The sequence below is a fragment of the Arthrobacter sp. MDT1-48-3 genome (assembly GCF_054511015.1).
This window is the reverse complement of sequence record NZ_JBTNDL010000004.1, coordinates 270,928-288,133: the sequence shown is the minus strand read 5'-3', so window position 1 is coordinate 288,133 and position 17,206 is coordinate 270,928. Positions and strand designations below refer to the sequence as shown.

The 17,206-nt window shown below is 67.4% G+C and carries 16 protein-coding genes; 12 read left to right on the top strand and 4 right to left on the bottom strand.

Going from position 1 to position 17,206, the window contains the following annotated elements; all coding sequences use genetic code 11:
- Nucleotides 1-123: 123 nt before the first annotated feature.
- Nucleotides 124-513, top strand: coding sequence for a MerR family transcriptional regulator (locus ACX80L_RS11310; protein ID WP_133081728.1), 390 nt, complete (start codon nt 124-126; stop codon nt 511-513).
- A gap of 58 nt (nt 514-571) precedes the next feature.
- On the opposite strand, the gene ACX80L_RS11305 is transcribed toward ACX80L_RS11310, so the two are convergent.
- A complete protein-coding gene (locus ACX80L_RS11305; RefSeq protein WP_459289739.1) occupies nt 572-1,975 on the bottom strand; it encodes a DHA2 family efflux MFS transporter permease subunit in 1,404 nt (467 codons plus the stop codon).
- Between the two features lie 427 nt (nt 1,976-2,402).
- Between ACX80L_RS11305 and ACX80L_RS11300 the strand changes: the two genes are divergently transcribed.
- On the top strand, nt 2,403-3,137 hold the full coding sequence (locus ACX80L_RS11300) for an NADPH-dependent F420 reductase (protein ID WP_459289737.1): 735 nt from the start codon (nt 2,403-2,405) through the stop codon (nt 3,135-3,137).
- A 238-nt stretch (nt 3,138-3,375) separates the two neighbouring features.
- Here ACX80L_RS11300 and ACX80L_RS11295 read toward each other — a convergent pair whose 3' ends face one another.
- The gene (locus ACX80L_RS11295; RefSeq protein WP_133081731.1) at nt 3,376-4,305 is read right to left on the bottom strand and encodes a LysR substrate-binding domain-containing protein; all 930 of its coding nucleotides are present in this window, start codon (nt 4,303-4,305) and stop codon (nt 3,376-3,378) included.
- Between the two features lie 72 nt (nt 4,306-4,377).
- Between ACX80L_RS11295 and ACX80L_RS11290 the strand changes: the two genes are divergently transcribed.
- A complete protein-coding gene (locus tag ACX80L_RS11290) occupies nt 4,378-5,352 on the top strand; it encodes a DMT family transporter (protein ID WP_459289734.1) in 975 nt (324 codons plus the stop codon).
- Nucleotides 5,353-5,501: 149 nt separating this feature from the next.
- Here ACX80L_RS11290 and ACX80L_RS11285 read toward each other — a convergent pair whose 3' ends face one another.
- Together ACX80L_RS11285 and ACX80L_RS11280 are read right to left on the bottom strand one after the other, a co-directional pair.
- Nucleotides 5,502-6,158: an ANTAR domain-containing protein gene (locus ACX80L_RS11285; protein WP_133081733.1), complete on the bottom strand. Its 657-nt coding sequence runs from the start codon at nt 6,156-6,158 to the stop codon at nt 5,502-5,504.
- A gap of 152 nt (nt 6,159-6,310) precedes the next feature.
- A complete protein-coding gene (locus ACX80L_RS11280) occupies nt 6,311-6,565 on the bottom strand; it encodes a hypothetical protein (protein WP_133081734.1) in 255 nt (84 codons plus the stop codon).
- A 155-nt stretch (nt 6,566-6,720) separates the two neighbouring features.
- Here ACX80L_RS11280 and ACX80L_RS11275 point away from each other — a divergent pair, with 155 nt between their 5' ends.
- From ACX80L_RS11275 to ACX80L_RS11235, 9 genes are all read left to right on the top strand, one after another.
- Nucleotides 6,721-6,864 (top strand): hypothetical protein, encoded by a 144-nt coding sequence (locus ACX80L_RS11275; RefSeq protein WP_208739591.1) that lies wholly within the window; start codon nt 6,721-6,723, stop codon nt 6,862-6,864.
- A 413-nt stretch (nt 6,865-7,277) separates the two neighbouring features.
- Nucleotides 7,278-7,367: a K(+)-transporting ATPase subunit F gene (gene kdpF / locus ACX80L_RS11270; protein ID WP_208739590.1), complete on the top strand. Its 90-nt coding sequence runs from the start codon at nt 7,278-7,280 to the stop codon at nt 7,365-7,367.
- Nucleotides 7,367-9,040: a potassium-transporting ATPase subunit KdpA gene (kdpA, locus tag ACX80L_RS11265; protein WP_208739589.1), complete on the top strand. Its 1,674-nt coding sequence runs from the start codon at nt 7,367-7,369 to the stop codon at nt 9,038-9,040. The genes kdpF and kdpA overlap by 1 nt, the downstream gene beginning before the upstream one ends.
- Nucleotides 9,041-9,043: 3 nt before the next feature.
- A complete protein-coding gene (gene kdpB / locus ACX80L_RS11260) occupies nt 9,044-11,200 on the top strand; it encodes a potassium-transporting ATPase subunit KdpB (protein ID WP_208739588.1) in 2,157 nt (718 codons plus the stop codon).
- 36 nt (nt 11,201-11,236) lie between these two features.
- A complete protein-coding gene (gene kdpC, locus ACX80L_RS11255) occupies nt 11,237-11,845 on the top strand; it encodes a potassium-transporting ATPase subunit KdpC (protein ID WP_459289730.1) in 609 nt (202 codons plus the stop codon).
- A gap of 4 nt (nt 11,846-11,849) precedes the next feature.
- The gene (locus tag ACX80L_RS11250) at nt 11,850-14,381 is read left to right on the top strand and encodes a DUF4118 domain-containing protein (RefSeq protein ID WP_459289728.1); all 2,532 of its coding nucleotides are present in this window, start codon (nt 11,850-11,852) and stop codon (nt 14,379-14,381) included.
- The gene (locus ACX80L_RS11245; protein WP_459289726.1) at nt 14,378-15,064 is read left to right on the top strand and encodes a response regulator; all 687 of its coding nucleotides are present in this window, start codon (nt 14,378-14,380) and stop codon (nt 15,062-15,064) included. The genes ACX80L_RS11250 and ACX80L_RS11245 overlap by 4 nt, the downstream gene beginning before the upstream one ends.
- A 323-nt stretch (nt 15,065-15,387) precedes the next feature.
- Nucleotides 15,388-16,212 carry a GAF and ANTAR domain-containing protein gene (locus tag ACX80L_RS11240; protein ID WP_459289724.1) on the top strand — a complete coding sequence of 275 codons (825 nt, stop codon included), beginning with the start codon at nt 15,388-15,390 and terminating at the stop codon, nt 16,210-16,212.
- Nucleotides 16,213-16,337: 125 nt separating this feature from the next.
- Nucleotides 16,338-17,192: an SAM-dependent methyltransferase gene (locus tag ACX80L_RS11235; protein WP_459289722.1), complete on the top strand. Its 855-nt coding sequence runs from the start codon at nt 16,338-16,340 to the stop codon at nt 17,190-17,192.
- Nucleotides 17,193-17,206: the final 14 nt, after the last annotated feature.

The following is a 17,206-nucleotide window of genomic DNA, read 5'->3' as shown; positions in this document are numbered from 1 at the left end:
GTCGTTACCAATGCCTGACGCTCGTAGCGCGTGCTGGTCGCTCCGGCCATCTTGATAAGTGTCAACCTTGCCACTAATGTGAAGGTCAAATCGGCGGTTCCGATCACATGTCCCGGAGGTCCAATGCGTATCGGCGAGCTCGCCCAGAAGACGGGCGTTCCTGCCCGGATGCTGCGGTATTACGAGGAGCAGGGCCTCATCTCGCCCCGGCGTCTGGACAACGGGTACAGGACGTACGACGACTACCTGGTGGACCGGGTGAAGAAGGTCCGTGGGCTGGTGGACTCGGGAATCCCGACGCGGATCATCTCGAGTATCCTGCCCTGCCTGGACCAGCCGCAGACCATCGTCGTGAGGAACGCCGAGCCCGGATTGCGGGAGCTGCTGGTGACCGAGCGGGACCGCATGTCGGAGAAGATCGATTTCCTCACCCACAACCGGGACTCCATCACCCGGTACATCCAGGCCATCGACGAGGCCGGCTCCCAGGAGCGGCCGCTCAGAGCAGGGTGAGCCTGCGCTGACACAGCACGGGGCCGGTGGTCCGCTGTCTTCGTGGGATCCACGCGGATCACCCGTCATGGGTGGTGCGGGCCTTGCTGACGAAGAGCGCGCCGACGACGGCGCCGAGGGCGAGGATCGCAGCGACGGTGAAGGCGGCCTGTCCGGCGTCGATGCTCTGGGCGGCGCTGAGGGCACCCGCCTGAGGAGCGTTCGCGCCGATGGTGAAGGCGGAGATGAGGATCGCGCCTCCCGCCGCGCCGGCCAACTGCTGGACGGTGGAGAACGCTGCGGTGCCGTGCGGGTAGAGCTCCGCCGGCAGTGAGCCCAGGGCGGAGGTTGTCATCGGCGCCCACATCAGTGCCTGCGTTCCGGTCATGACGAGGTAGACGCCCAGGACCAGCCACACACTCGTGTTCTCGTCGATGGTCGTGAGGAACCAGATGGTCCCCACCCAGATGATGGAGCCGGGAATCGCCAGTGGCTTGGGCCCTACCCTGTCGTAGATGCGTCCGCCGAGTGCGGAGACGATAGCGATCATCGCCCCGCCCGGGAAGAGGAACAGGCCCATCTGCAGGGTGTCCAGTCCGAGGACGGCAGTCAGGATCAGCGGCAGGACCAGGACCACGCCGAAGCCGTTCAGCGCGACGAACGTCATCACGACCGTCGGCATGACGTAGGCGCGGGTGGAGAAGATCCGCATGTCCAGGAATGCACCCCCGTTCTTCTGCAGCTTCACCTGCCGGTGGACGAAGGCCGCCACGCCGGCCAGGCCGATGAGGATGGGGATGGAGGGCGCGACCGGTGCGTGGCCGGAGACCGATTCGCCGATCGACGCCAGGCCGAAGACCAGCCCGCCGAACCCGACGACGGACAGCAGCACGGACACCACGTCCAGGCTCACCCGCTCGGGTGTGGTGACGTTCCGTAGCTTCAGCGCGCCCAGCGCCAGTGCCACCACGACGATGGGCAGCATGAGGAGGAACAGCCACCGCCAGGAGAGCTGGGACAGGATCACTCCCGAGACTGCGGGTCCGACCGCGGGTGCGATGGCGGGCACCGCCGTGACGAGGGCCATCATCCTGCCCCGCCGCGACGCCGGCACCAGACGCATGGTCGTGGTGATCAGCAAGGGCACGAACACCGCTGTACCCATCGCCTGGATGATCCGGCCGGCGAGAAGCACGCCGAAGCCCGGAGCCACCGCGGCGATGACCGTGCCGAGAAGGAAGAGCGACATCGAGCCGAGGAAGATCCCGCGCGTGGTGAACCTGCGCATCACGAACCCCGTCGCCGGAATGAGCACCGCCAGGGTCAGCAGGTACCCCGTCGTCAGCCACTGACCCGTCGTCGGGGTGATGTCGAGGTCCGCGATCAGCGTCGGCAGGGCGACGCCGAGCATCATCTCGTTCAGCAGGACCACGAACGCCGAGACCATCAGCAGACCGATGATCATCGCGCTTCCGGGCGCCATCCGATCACCAGGAGCGCCGGCAGCAGGCGTGGTCTCATCCGGGCCTGCGCCAGGCGTGTACGCGGCTGCGGCGTCGGGGAGTGGGTGGGGTGCGGTCAGGGCTGTCTCATTCGGTGTCGATCCCGGCACGGGGTTCTCCTGATCATGACGAAGGGGTCGGAACGAGGCTCGTCGACGGCGGTGCCGCAGGGAGTGCGCGTGAGCGGTCGGCCGCTCGCGGCGTACTTCTGGGCTGCGGGGAACGCGGCCTGGCGGAGCCTCACGTCCTATCGTGCAACCTTCTCATTAGTGGCAAGGTCAAATCCGCAGGGCTGAGACACTCGTCACACGACATCTGGAGGGCGCTCGCCGTCGCCACGATTTGACCTTGCCATCGGTGGAACGTTGGAGACTGGGAACCCACAGTGGGTTCGATGGAAGGACATTCATGAAGATCGGCATCCTCGGAGCAGGATTCATTGGTTCGACGCTGGCGCACAAGCTCGCGGAGGCAGGGCATGAGGTGAAGGTCGCCAACTCCCGCGGCCCGGAGACCATCGATGCGGCCGTCCTGGTGACAGGGGCGACTGCGGTCGCATCGGCCGACGTCGCCCGGGACGTCGACGTGCTCGTCACGTCGATTCCACTCCGTCGGATGACGGGCATCCGCGCCCTCGTCGAGGGGCTTCCCGCGCACGCGGTCGTCATCGACACGTCGAACTACTACCCGCTGCGCGACGGCCACATCGAAGCCCTCGACAGCGGGCAGGTGGAAGGTCTATGGGTCGGCGAACAGATCGGGCGCCCCGTCACGAAGGCCTGGAACGCGATCCTCTCGGGCACCTTCGAAACCGAAGGACGACCGGCAGGGCAGGCAGGCCGCCTCGCCATTCCTGTCGCAGGCGACGATGCGGTCGGCAAGCGGGCTGCGATGAGCCTGGTGGAGGACACGGGGTTCGATGCCGTCGATGCCGGTTCTCTCTCCGAGTCGTGGCGCCAACAGCCTGGCGCCCCCGCCTATTGCACCGCGCTGACCCGGGACGAGCTGCCGGCAGCCCTCGCGCGGGCCCAGAAGGACCTCCTGCCCGGTCGACGTGACCAGGCCATGGCGACCATCGGGGAGAAGTTCGAATCATTGACCTCCGACGAGATCGCTGCCCTCAACCGATCCATCTACGGATGAGCGCGGGGGACGGGTCGGAGCCCCTGGGAAGGGGGCACCTCGTATGCCGGAGGTACGGAAGGCTCGCTGGGTAGCAGGATGCAGCGGAAAGGTCGCGCTCGAGCGTCAGTGCAGGACGTCGTGTTCTAGCCGACGGTGGCTGAGCCGGCAAGGACGGCGGGGAGAAAGCCGGGGTATGCCTTCTCCATGTCGTCCAGGCGGAGGAGGTTCATCCTTGCGTTGCCGACGACTTCGCGGATCATGACGCGGAGGCTCCAGAGCCCGTCTGGTCAGGACCACCGGACGCGTGGTTCTGGAGCGTGGTGACGACCGTGCGGACGGCAGTACGGTGGAGGGCTTCGGGGCGGCAGAGGATGTCGACGTGCCGGGCGAGGGGTAGGTCGTGGAGCGATTTCAGGACGATCCCGCCGCCCGGTGGCGGCGGTGCGGTGCGGCGGGGCATCAGGGCGATCGCAGAACCGGTTGAGACGATCGCGGCCGCGATGAGGAACTCGTTGATGCGGTGCGTGACCGTCGGGGGTCTGCCGGCATGAACGGCGATGGCTTGCAGGGCGGACTCCAGTGGGTATCCGTCCTGGACGGACACCCACTCCTCATCGAGGAGGTCTGCGACACCCACACTGGGGGCGAGGGCGAGCCGGTGTCGGTCCGACATGGCCACGTCCAGGGGTTCATGCACCAGGGGTAGGACGGAGATGGTGTCCGGCCACGGCTTGCTGTGTTCGAGGCGGTGCGCGATGACCAGGTCGTAGTCGGCGGCGAGGGCGGGAAAGGCCTCCTGTCCCACGTCCCTGTCGTGCAGGACCACCCGCGGGTTCCCGTCGGCGGACAGAGCGTGGAGGAGGGGGCCGAACCAGGTCAGGCCGGCACTGGTGAACGCCGAGATACTCACCGTCGCGGTGGGGTCCTGCACGTACCGGCTGACGGCCTGCTCGGCGGAGCTCATCGCGACACTGATGTCCACCGCAGCTGATGCCAGGGCCCGGCCGGCGCCTGTCAGGACAAGGTTCCGTCCCTTGCGTTCGGTCAGGGGTACCTCGACCCTGCGTTGCAGCGCAGTGAGTTGTTGCGACACGGCGGACGCCGAGACATGGAGGGACCGGGCCACCGCGGCGAGGCTGCCCCGTTCGCCCAACTCGCGAAGCAGCCGCAACTGGTGAAGATCCATAAGCGAATCCTAAACCCCTAGTTCACCAACGACCCTCTCGTCTTACCGATGTTCGACCAGCAGAATGGCGAAGTGCTGTCATCACTGCTGTCCCGGACACCGGGAACCGTCCTCGCCGGTCATCGAGACACGTTCGGGGGGTTTGTTGCTGCACGCCGGGTGGATCTGCTCCTGCTGCTGGTCGCTCTCGTGTGGGGCAGCAGTTACCTCGCGGCCAAGACCCTCACGGAGACCGTCGGGGTCACGGTCATCCTTTCCCTGCGCTTCCTCATCACCACCGTGGCCCTGGTGGCACTCTGGTTGTTCTGGAACCGGCGTAGGGCCTCCCGCCGCGAAACGGTCGTCGGTGCGGTTCTGGGATGCACCCAGGCCGCTGTGCTCATCCTGGAAACCCACGGGATCGCCGGCACCAGCGCCACGAACGCCGGGCTGGTCATCAGTCTCGTCATCGTGTTCACCCCTGTGACTGAGAGCATCGCGTTCCGCGTACCACTGCCGCGCATGGTGCTCATCGCCGGGATCGTCGCGGTCGTCGGCGTGTGTCTCCTCGTCTCCGGGGACGGGTTCGTGGCACCGACGCTCGGGGACATGCTCGTCCTCGCGGCCGCACTCGTACGCGCTGTCCACGTCACCGCGGTCTCGGTCCTCACCCGGGGACGCGGATTCAGCGCGCTCATGCTGACCCTGATTCAAAGCGCGGTGTGCGCCCTCATCTACACCCTCGCCGACTATCGAGGCGTGCTCCACGCCGTGCGGCACTTCGATACCGGCGAGTGGGTCGGCGTCCTCTACCTCGGACTCGCCTGCAGTGTGTTCGCGTTCCTCGTGCAGACCTGGGCCATCCAGCGCACCTCAGCATCGAGGGCCAGTCTCCTCATGGGGACCGAACCCATCTGGGCGGTCCTCGTCGGACTCAGCATCGGGCAGGAAACACTCGATGTCCTCGGCATCATCGGAGCCGTCCTCATCATCACCGGCACCTACCTCGGACTACGCGCCGAAGCCCGCCACCGGACACCACACGTCCCGGTGCCTGTCTACCCATGACAGTCCGGCTCGCCGTCGCTTCCGTGCATGGTCCAGGACGCCCGCGCATGCCCGGCACGGCGGCCCATCGCTCGGCGGGCAGCGTGGTGCCGGCCTTCCCGGAGCAACCGATCCGAACGCGTCGAACCTCTCGGCGGGCGCCAGGGTGGTCAGAGGGAGCGCAGGAACTTGCGGGCCTGCTCCCTGCCGTCGACCTGGTAGGTGAGTCGCTGTCCAAGCGCTTCGACGACATCCTGGGCGATGGCGTTGACCTTCCGGTTCGTGTCCTGGCTGTGCTGGCTCATCACGTCGAACGCATCCTGGAGGCTGATACCCATGCGGCCGGCGAGGATCCCCTTGGCCTGGTCGATGGTGCTGCGCTTGGCGACCGAAGCGGCGACTGCTTCGTTCGCGAGCCGGTGGGAATCGGCGTGGATGGAGTGGGTGAGGTCGATCAGCAGGCCCCACACGCCGATGCGTTCCCCGTCCTCCAAGAGTGGCCCTCCCACGACGAGCGTCTGGAAGTCCTTGCCGTTGCGGTCCTGCAGGGTCAGATAGGCGGACAGTGGGCCGTCCAGGTCGGTCGCCTCGGCCCAGAACGCAGCACTGCTCTCACGCATGCTCGGGTGGACGTGGCTCTGACCGAGCTCATATGTCGGTACGATCTCGCCGGGCTCGTACCCGTGCATGAGGAACATCTCGTCGGACCAGTGAAAAGTATCGGTGGCGAAGATGTACTGGAACGTGCCTGTCGGGCAATTCTCGAAGATGTCGGACGGCGCGTCGAAGCCCCGACGGGTCGGAGGCGACGGGTTGGATGACTGCACGAGGAGACGGCTCTCTACGGGACGTCGCAGAGCTGGCTGCTCAACTCTGTTCGTACCGAAGAGTAGCAAGCCTCACCGACACGAGAGTCCACCTACACCTGCCCGGGATGCAGATCGATGCGCGGACGAGCAGCTTCCCTCCGGCGGGAGGGTCAGGAGGTTCGGGTCGCATGGACGGCGAGACCGTAGAGGACGGGATCAAGCTCCCACAGCGCCTGTTCCAGGATGGACCGGTCCGCTGCCGGGAGAGGGGCAAGCCCACAGATGTAGGCCTCGATGTCCAGGGGGGTGAGGTTTCCGCACAGTCCGAAGTAGTCCAGCCACAGAGCATAGGGCTGCACCCCGATGAGGTGAGCGGCGTCGGAGAGCGCGGTGTGATGCTCGGCGGCGTTCATCGGCTTGCCCATCACTGCCCCTCCTCACGAGGTCGTGGTTCCACCGTAGACCCATCCGCGTACACCTGCCGGTTGCGTGCCATCCTCGGTCCCCGCATTGCATTCTGCGCCTGCAACCCCCGCGCACAGCCGCCCTGGTATGGCTGGGGCTGTGCGTCGGTGTCACCGTGGTCACCCCGGCCCTTCCCGTGCTCCTCCAATTGACCGTGTTCCTCATCGGTGGGTGCCTCGTGACCTGGCTGATCCTCGCGCAGATCAATGCGACCACCACCGCCATCACCGTCCAAGCCTCGCCTCCGCCCGCGACCTGAAGCATTCCTGCGCGAGGAGGCGGGCTACGCCTACATCCCGCGGACAGGGCTGCGGCTATTGCCTGGCCGTACCGGGATTCCCAGCACCCACGAGTTCCGGCGACTGTGTGCACACCCTCACGCTCCGCGTTCCACAGGCGGCGGTCCTCCGCGGACCGAAGGACCTCGAGCATCAAGAAAGCGTAGAGATGCGCGGTGTAGCCGTTAGGAAAGCGTAAGGATCGGCTTTCCGCTCCGTTGCGGGGTGTGTACTCGATTCCGTGCCCGCCGTGGCACCCGCCCGGCAGGAAGCCTGCGGATCGAAGTGCACTATCCCGTCTGATGGAGTTACTCGTGCTTGATGTCGTATATCTCGTGGGCAGCGCAGCCCTGTTCGGTGTGATCGCCCTGATCGCCAGGGCGGTGGAAAAACTGTGATCGTCTTCAATCTGATCGCCGTCGTCCTCGGTGTCGCGGCCCTGGGCTACCTGGTGTACGCCCTCGTGCGGCCGGAGCGTTTCTGATGACCCAGGCCGCGGCGTTTCTGCCGCTGCTGACCGTCGTCGTCGTGCTCGCCCTGCTCCACCGTCCGCTGGGCGACTACATGGCCCGGACCTTCACCGGCACGAAGGACCTCCGGATGGAGCGGGGGTTCTACCGCGTGCTCGGCGTCGTCCCGGCGTCGCTCCAGTCCTGGCGCTCCTACCTCACGGCTGTCCTCTCCTTCTCCGTGGTCGGTGTCCTACTCGTGTACGTGCTGCAGCGCACGCAGGCCGTGCTGCCTTACTCGCTCGGACTACCGGCGGTTCCCGAGGGACTCGCCTTCAACACGGCTGTCTCCTTCGTGACCAACACCAACTGGCAGTCCTACTCGCCGGAGGTGACCCTGGGCTACGCCGTGCAGATGGCGGCCCTCGCGGTGCAGAACTTCGTCTCCGCGGCCGTCGGGCTCGCCGTCGCAATTGCTTTCGTGCGGGGGCTGGCGGCCCGTCGGAACGCGGCTCTCGGTAATTTCTGGGTGGACCTGACCCGGTCGCTTTGGCGGATTCTGCTGCCAGGCGCCGTCATCGCTGCTCTCGTGCTGCTCGCAGGCGGGGTCATCCAGAACTTCGCCGGTTTCACGACCGTCACCACCCTGACAGGTGCCGGACAAACCCTCCCCGGCGGCCCGGTGGCCTCACAGGAGGCCATCAAGCTGCTCGGCACCAACGGAGGCGGCTTCTTCAACGCCAACTCCGCGCACCCCTTCGAGAACCCGTCACCCTGGACGAGCGTGTTCCAGGTCATCCTGATGCTCGCGATCCCGTTCAGCCTGCCCCGCACCTTCGGCACGATGATCGGCCAGCGCCGCCAGGGCTACGCCATCCTCGGCGCCATGTCAGCGATCTTCCTGCTGTCAACGACCGCGGCGACCCTGGCCGAACTGGCAGGGAACGGCACCGCACCGCAGGCCGCGGGGGCCGCGATGGAGGGCAAGGAGCAACGCTTCGGGGTCGTCGGGTCGACGCTGTTCGGCTCTGCCAGCACGCTCACCTCCACCGGTGCCGTGAACTCGATGCATGACAGTTCCACCGCGATCGGCGGGATGCTGCCGATGATCAACATGATGCTCGGCGAAGTCGCCCCGGGCGGCGTGGGGTCGGGTCTGTACGGCATGCTGATCCTCGCCGTCGTCACCGTCTTCATCTCCGGTCTGCTCGTGGGCCGGACGCCCGAGTACCTCGGCAAGAAGATCGGTGCGCGGGAGATCAAGCTCGCGAGCCTCTACATCCTGACCATGCCGACACTCGTCCTCGCGGGAACCGCCCTGAGCTTCGCGGTGCCTGCCCTCCGCACGGACATCGACAGCACGTCCATCCTCAACCCCGGCCTCCATGGTCTGTCCGAAGTGCTCTACGCGTTCACCTCCGCGGCCAACAACAACGGATCGGCCTTCGCAGGTCTCACCGCGAACACGCCGTGGTTGAACACCGCGCTCGGTGTGGTCATGCTGCTGGGACGCTTCCTGCCCATGGTCTTCGTCCTCGCCCTTGCCGGGTCCTTCGCGATACAGGACAGGGTGCCCGCCACCGCCGGGACGGTGCCCACGGACCGGATCCAGTCCGTCACCCTCCTCGTCGGGGTCACTGTCGTCGTCACCGCCCTCACCTTCTTCCCCGTGCTCGCACTGGGTCCCCTTGCGGAAGGAACGCTCTAGATCATGTCCACCATCACCGAAACATCCGCCGTCAGCAGCAGCGACAGCGCCAGTCCCCGGCCCACACCGCCGAGAAGGGCCTCGGCGTTCTCCGCCGCCCAGCTTGCTCAGGCTCTGCCCGGTGCCGTCCGAAAGCTCGACCCGCGTCAGATGGTCCGCACGCCCGTCATGTTCATCGTCGAGGCAGGAGCGGCGCTGATCACCGCCATCGCCATCGCCGAACCGTTCCTCGGAGGGCCACAGGCATCGGGTGGCAGCGAGGTCCCACCCTCGTTCACCTGGCTCATCGCCGGCTGGCTCTGGCTGACGGTTCTGTTCGCGAATCTCGCCGAGTCCGTCGCCGAGGGTCGGGGCAAGGCGCAGGCCTCCAGCCTGCGCCAGGCACGGACGGGCACGACGGCACGGGTGGTACGCGACTACGCACCCGAGACCGACCCGGGTGCCTGGCGGGCGACCGTGACCGCGGTGTCATCCTCGGAGGTCGCCCGCGGCGACATCGTGCTGATCGAGGCCGATGAGACAGTACCGGGTGACGGAGAGATCATCTGGGGCATCGCCTCTGTGGACGAGTCGGCGATCACCGGCGAGTCAGCCCCCGTGGTCCGCGAAACCGGCGGCGACCGGTCCGCCGTCACGGGCGGCACGCGTGTACTGTCGGACCGCATCGTCGTCCTCATCACGAGCCAGCCGGGGGACACCTTCGTGGACCGCATGATCCGGCTCGTCGAGGGCGCCGAACGTCAGAAGACTCCGAACGAGGTGGCGCTGAACATCCTGCTCGCCACGCTCTCGATCGTGTTCACCGTGGTGGTCCTCACCATCAACCCGATCGCGAGCTCCTCGGACGTCACGGTCAGCGTACCGGTGCTGGTGGCACTGCTCGTCTGCCTCATCCCGACCACGATCGGGGCGCTGCTCTCTGCCATCGGCATCGCGGGCATGGACCGGCTCGTGCAGCACAACGTCCTCGCCATGTCCGGCCGGGCGGTCGAGGCGGCGGGTGACGTCACGACCCTCCTCCTCGACAAGACCGGCACCATCACCTACGGCAACCGGCGGGCGAGCGAGTTCATCACCGTCGCCGACGCAGACCGCCACGAGCTGATCGCCGCCGCCGCACAGTCGTCCCTCAGCGACCCCACTCCGGAGGGAACCTCGATCGTGGACCTCGCGGTCACCGAGGGCTTCGTCCGCAAGGAGGTGGACGGCGATGTGGTCCCGTTCTCGGCTCGGACCAGGATGAGCGGTGTCGACTTCGTGGATGGATCGAGCGTCCGCAAAGGCGCCGGGAGCGCGGTCCGCGAGTGGGTCACGGCCGCCTCCGGCATGGTCACTGCGGAGCTCGGGGAGACGGTGGACCGCATCTCCCAGTCGGGTGGGACGCCTCTCGTGGTCGCCGTGCGGGACGTCACGGGTAGGGCCCGGGTCCTCGGCGTCGTCCACCTCAAGGATGTCGTGAAGGAAGGGCTCCCGGAGCGGTTCGCGGAGCTGCGCTCCATGGGCATCCGCACCGTCATGATCACCGGCGACAACCACCTCACCGCACAGGCCATCGCCGCGGAGGCCGGTCTGGACGACTATCTCGCCGAAGCGACGCCCGAGGACAAGATGCGCCTCATCCGCAAGGAACAGGAGGGAGGCTCTCTCGTCGCGATGACCGGTGACGGTACGAACGACGCCCCTGCCCTGGCACTGGCGGACGTCGGCGTGGCCATGAACACCGGCACCTCCGCCGCGAAGGAGGCGGGAAACATGGTGGACCTGGATTCCGACCCCACGAAACTCATCGACATCGTCAGGATCGGCAAGCAGCTGCTCATCACACGCGGGGCGCTGACCACGTTCTCCATCGCGAACGACGTCGCGAAGTACTTCGCGATCATTCCCGCCATGTTCACCGGCGCCCTCCCGGGCCTCGCGGCACTCAACGTGATGCAGCTGCACTCGCCGTCGTCGGCGATCCTCGCCGCAATCATCTTCAATGCGCTGATCATCGTCGCGTTGATCCCGCTGTCCCTGCGCGGTGTGAAGTACCGCGCGGCGTCGGCGTCCAGCACTCTCAACCGGAACCTGTTCGTCTACGGGCTCGGCGGCATCATCGCCCCGTTCATCGGCATCAAGGCCATCGACCTGGTGCTGTCCCTCGTGCCCGGATTCTGATCCTCCATTCCTGCCATACCACCGCAAAGGCCTGTCATGAGTTCTTCCCGCAGCACCGTCCGACAGCTCGGTACCGCAGTCCGGGCGCTCGTCGTCCTGACCCTCGTCCTCGGCATCGGCTACCCGCTCGCCATCACGGGCATCGGCCAGCTGGCACTGAACAACCGCGCCGATGGGCAGCCGCTCATCCTCGACGGCACCGCCGTCGGGTCAGCGATCATCGGCCAGTCCTTCGCCGACGCCGACGGCGCCGCCTTCCCGGAGTGGTTCCAGTCCCGTCCGTCCGCCGCGGGGAACGGGTACGACGGCGGCGCCTCCAGCGGCAGCAACCTCGGCCCCGAGAACCGCGACCTTGTCACGGCGATCGAGGAGCGGCGGGCCGCCGTCGCCGAGCTCGAAGGCGTGGATCCGGCCATGGTTCCCGCAGATGCGCTCACAGCATCGGCGTCGGGGCTCGACCCGCACATCAGCCCCGCGTACGCGCAGCTGCAGGTGGCGCGCGTGGCCGCCGAACGCGGACTTGAAAAGGGCGACGTCGAAGCCCTCGTGGAGGAGAGCACGCAGGGCCCCGACCTCGGGTACCTCGGGGAGCCGACGGTCAACGTGGTCGAATTGAACATGGCCCTCGCGCAGCTGGACACTTAGGCCCATGACACGAGGCCGATTGAAGGTGTTCCTGGGAGCGGCACCCGGGGTGGGCAAGACCTACACGATGCTCGAGGAGGGCCGTCGGCTCCTCGGTGAGGGGCGCGACGTCGTCGTGGCCATCGTCGAGACGCACGGGCGTATTGCCACCGAGGCCATGGCCGACGGCCTCGCGGTGCTGCCGCGCCGGACCGTGGACCACCGCGGCGTGCACCTCACCGACCTCGACCTCGAGGGTGTCCTGGCACGTCGCCCCGAGATAGCGCTCGTCGACGAACTTGCTCACACGAATGCCCCGGGGACCGACCACGAGAAAAGGTGGCAGGACGTCGAGGCGCTGCTCGACGCCGGGATCAACGTCCTGAGCACCATCAACGTCCAGCACATCGAGTCCCTCAACGACGTCGTAGAGCGCATCACGGGTGTGCCGCACCGCGAGACCATCCCGGACGAGGTGCTGCGCCGGGCCGACCAGGTGGAGGTGGTGGACCTCGCGCCGGAGGCCCTGCGCGGGCGCCTCGCCGACGGCTGCATCTACCCGTCCGGGCGCATCGACGCCGCGCTGTCCAACTATTTCCGTGTCGGCAACCTCACCGCGTTGCGCGAACTCGCGCTCCTGTGGCTCGCGGACGAGGTGGACAGCGCGCTGCAGCGGTACCGGTCCGAGCAGGGCATCGACGATAAGTGGGAGGCACGCGAGAGGGTCGTCGTGGCGCTGACCGGCGGGCCGGAGGGCCGCACACTGCTCCGCCGCGGGGCGCGGATCGCCTCGCGGTCCGCGGGAGGGCAGCTCCTGGCGGTGCACGTCACGAACCAGGACGGCCTGCGCGACGCCGATCCGGCCGAGCTCGCGGCGCAGCGGGGCCTCGTGCAGAAGCTCGGTGGCACGTACCACGAGGTGGTGGGTGACCAGACCTCGAAGGCTCTCGTGGACTTCGCGAAGGGCGCCAACGCCAGCCAGCTCGTCATCGGCGTGAGCCGCAGGTCGCGCCTCGCCGCCCTTCTCACCGGTCCCGGGATCGGCGCCACCGTGATCCGGGAGTCGGGCGAGATCGACGTGCACATGGTCACTCATGCTGCGGCCGGCCGCAGGTTCGCGCTGCCTCATCCCGGCGGGGCACTGTCCTGGCGGCGTCGGGCGCTCGGTGCCCTGGTGGCTCTGGTCGGCGGCCCGCTCCTGACCCTGCTGCTGACAATTTTCCGGTCTCAGGAGTCCATCACCGGGGACGTGCTCAGCTACCAGCTGCTCGTGATCGTCGTCGCCCTGATCGGCGGGATCTGGCCCGCGTTGTTCGCCGCCGTCCTGTCCGGCCTGACACTCGACTTCTTCTTCATCGACCCGGTCCGCACCCTCACCATCGGCGAGCCGGCGCACTTCACCGCGCTCATTCTCTACATCGTCAACGCCGTCCTGGTCAGCTACGTCGTCGACCAGGCTGCGCGTCGGACCCGCGCGGCGTCGCGCGCTGCCGCGGAATCCGAACTACTCGCGACCATAGCGGGAGGGGTGCTCCGCGGGCAGGACACGCTGCGGGCACTGGTGACCCGGACCCGGGAGGCCTTCGGGCTCGACGCCGTTCGACTGCGGGGTGTCGACGGTACCCTGCTGAGCGAGGCCACCTCCCTGCCGCCATCGCCCGGGCAGGCCGAGACCGTGACTGTCCCCGTGGGCGAGCGTGCAGTCCTCGAACTCGATGGCCGGCCGCTGGCAGCTGCGGACCGGAGACTGCTCGCCGTCATCACGACCCAAGTGGACACAGCCCTCGAGTACCGGGATCTTTCCCGGGCCGCGAGTGAAGTAGGCCCCCTCGCCGAAGCCGACCGGGTACGCACGGCGCTGCTCGCCGCCGTCGGGCACGATCTCCGCCGCCCCCTCACCGCCGCAACCACTGCCGTCACCAGTCTTCGATCATCCACCATCATCTTCTCCCCGGACGAGCAGGGCGCGCTCCTGGAGACCGCCGAACAGAGCCTCGGAACCCTGTCGGACCTCGTGACCGACCTGCTCGACGCCAGCCGCATCCAGGCCGGCGTGCTCGGCGTCGTGCTCGAACCCGTGCGGCCCGAGGACGTCATCCTTCCCGCACTCGAGGAACTGGACCTCGGCCCGGGCGATATCGAGCTGGATACCCCTGCCGAGCCGCAGCTACTCCTTGCCGATGCCGTCCTGCTGCAGCGCGTGCTCGTGAACCTGCTGTCCAACGCCATCCGATACGCCAGCCACGGGGAACCACCGGTGTTGTCGGTGAGCGATTTCGGCGGGCGAACAGAACTGCGCATCATCGACCGCGGGCCCGGCATCTCGGACGACCGGAAAGACCAGGTACTCATGCCCTTTCAACGGCTGGGCGATACCGACAATGACACCGGCCTCGGGCTTGGTATGGCACTGGCTAAGGGCTTCGTTGAAGGCATGGGCGGTCACCTGACACTCGAGGACACCCCCGGGGGCGGACTCACCTCCGTGATATCACTGCCGCGCGCCCCCCAACCGCACGAGGCTCTACTCACTGGGAACAGTGTCGGAGGGGCATGAAGGTCCTCATCGCCGACGACGACCCGCAGATCCTGCGGGCTCTCAGCATCACGTTCACAGCGTCGGACTACGACGTCGTCCTAGCCGCTGATGGGGCTGCAGCCCTGCGGCGCGCGGCCGAGCACCACCCCGACATCGTGGTGCTGGACCTCGGCATGCCCCATCTCAGCGGCATCGACGTCATCCACGGACTCCGAGGCTGGAGCTCGGTGCCGATCCTCGTGATCTCGGGCCGGATGGACTCGATCGACAAGGTGCAGGCACTGGACGCCGGTGCGGACGACTACGTCACCAAACCGTTCCTGACCGACGAGTTGCTGGCTCGGATGCGGGCCCTCACACGACGGCGCCTGCCCGCGCAGGAAGAAGCAGGCGCAAGTTTCGGAGACGTGCGCGTGGACCTCGTCGCCAAATCGGTGGTCCGGACCACCGACGGTACCGCCATCCATCTGACCCGCACCGAGTGGCGCCTGCTCGAGACCTTGATGCTGAACCCTGGGCGTCTCGTCACGCAGGAGCACCTGCTCACAGAAGTATGGGGGCCGGAGCACGTTCGTGACTCCGGGTATCTCCGCCTGTACATCAGTCAGCTGCGGAAGAAGCTCGAGCCGGATGCAGGTTCGCCCCGGTACCTGCTGACTGAAGCGGGTATGGGGTACCGCTTCACGCCGAACGGCACGTGAAGGCACGCTTGCCAGAATCGTGGGTGATGCCGGAGTGGGGGAGAGGGACGAGGACTCGAGCGGGCTCCGACGCCGTGCGCCGAAGCGCGCGGGCCGCGGATCCTCTGTCCGGCTGATGCGGAGCCGGCTCGTCGGAGGAACGGATCCTGGTCGGGACAACCGGACCACAACCGGGAACGCCCCTGACTCCGGATGGGGCAGAGGTGGGGGGTAGGGTTGTGAGTTGTCGATGAGCAGAAGCGGCAGTGCACGAGCGCGTGCGCCCATCGAGATGGGTTCCTGCGCCGCCTGCCGATGACTGCCGAGCGAGGTTGATTTCCTTGATGACGAACCGCGAGACTGCTGCAACGGGTACTCACCGTGACGCGACCTCCCAGCAAACACCGAACGATCGTCCCGATGAGTACGGGACAGGGGAGACCGAGTACGGGACCGGCGAGACGTCCGTCGTCCTGCAGAACCTGGTCCTGGACAGCCCCGACGTCGAGGAATTCCTGACCCATCTCGCCCGATTCGCGGCAGAGCGCCTCTCCGGGCACGACTCCACGGTCCGATGCGGAGTGACCCTGCTGCGTCCGAGGAAGCAGGGGACGGCAGCCAGCAGCGACCAGGTCGCCCGGCGGCTCGACGAACTGCAGAACGCGTCCGGGAACGGACCGTGCCTGGAAGCGACCCGCACCGAGACGCGCGTGTACGTGCGCGACGTCGCCGACGACGATCGGTGGCCGGAGTACTTCACCCTGGCCCACGCCCACGGTGTCCGATCGATCCTCGCCGTACCAGTCCTCCTCAGCGGGGAAGCGGCGGCCGCCCTGAACCTGTACGCGGACACACCGGATGCGTTCGGACCGGAACGGATCGCCCTGGCGCAGCAGTTCGCCGACGAAGCATCCCAGGGGTTGCGATTGGCCGTGAGGATCGCGCACCTGACCGACACGGGACAGAATCTGACGGTCGCGATGACCTCGCGAACGACGATCGATCTCGCGGCCGGAATCATCATGTCCCAGAACACGTGCAGTCAGCATGAGGCGATGACCATCCTCAAAGCCGCCGCCAGCGCCAGGAACAGGAAGCTCCGCAACCTGGCTGCGGCCGTTGTCGCTTCCGTCAGCGGGCAGGCACCGGTCACACACTTCGAGCACTGATCGGGCAGGTGGTCGGGCCTGCCACGGCGGTCCGGCCGCGCTGGTGTCCATCACCGCGCACCGGAAGCGACGCGTCGCGAGCCGGGACCTTCCGGTGAAATGCATCACCGATGTACTGTGATCGCGTGATCGCCCCCGATATCTCCCAGGACGCCGTCGCCGTCGCGGATCACTACGACGAGCTCGATCCGGTCTATCGTCGCGTCTGGGGCGAGCACGTCCATCACGGGCTATGGACGACAGGGCGCGAGACGCCCGCCGAGGCCGTCGAGGCGCTCGTCGACACTGTCGGCGACCGGCTGCATCTCTCGCCCGGCGAGCGCTGCGTCGACATCGGCTGCGGCTACGGATCCACCGCACGGCGGCTCGCGGCGACGCGCCAGGTCATCGTCACCGGCTTCACGCTCTCCGCCGCGCAGGTCGACTATGCCGCCGCACATCCCGTCCCCGACGTGGAGATCACGCTTCGTGACTGGCTCGTCAACGGACTGGCCGACGCATCGGCCGACGCCGCCTGGGCGATCGAGTCGAGCGAGCACATGGTCGACAAGCCCGGGTTCTTCGCCGAGGCGCATCGTGTCCTGTCACCCGGCGGCCGTCTGGTCGTCTGCGCGTGGCTCGCCGAGACCGACGCGAGCGACGTGAAGGTCCGCCATCTGCTCGAGCCGATCTGCCGCGAAGGGCGTCTGCCCTCCATGGGCACGCGCGAGGAGTACGAGGCGATGGCGCGAGCGGCGGGCTTCGCGGTCACCAGTTACGAGGACGTCAGCCGCAACGTCGCGCGCACATGGTCGATCTGTGCCCGCCGCATTGCGAAGGCCTTGCTCGTCGATCGTGAGACCCGTCGTCTCGCGATCGGTGGACGGAATCGCATCTTCCTCCTGAGTGTGCCCCGCTTGATCCTGGCCTACCGCACCGGTGCCATGCGCTACGGGATCTTCACGCTGACGAAGGCGGAGGACGGCGGAGCATCACGCTGAACGGTCCGACCGAC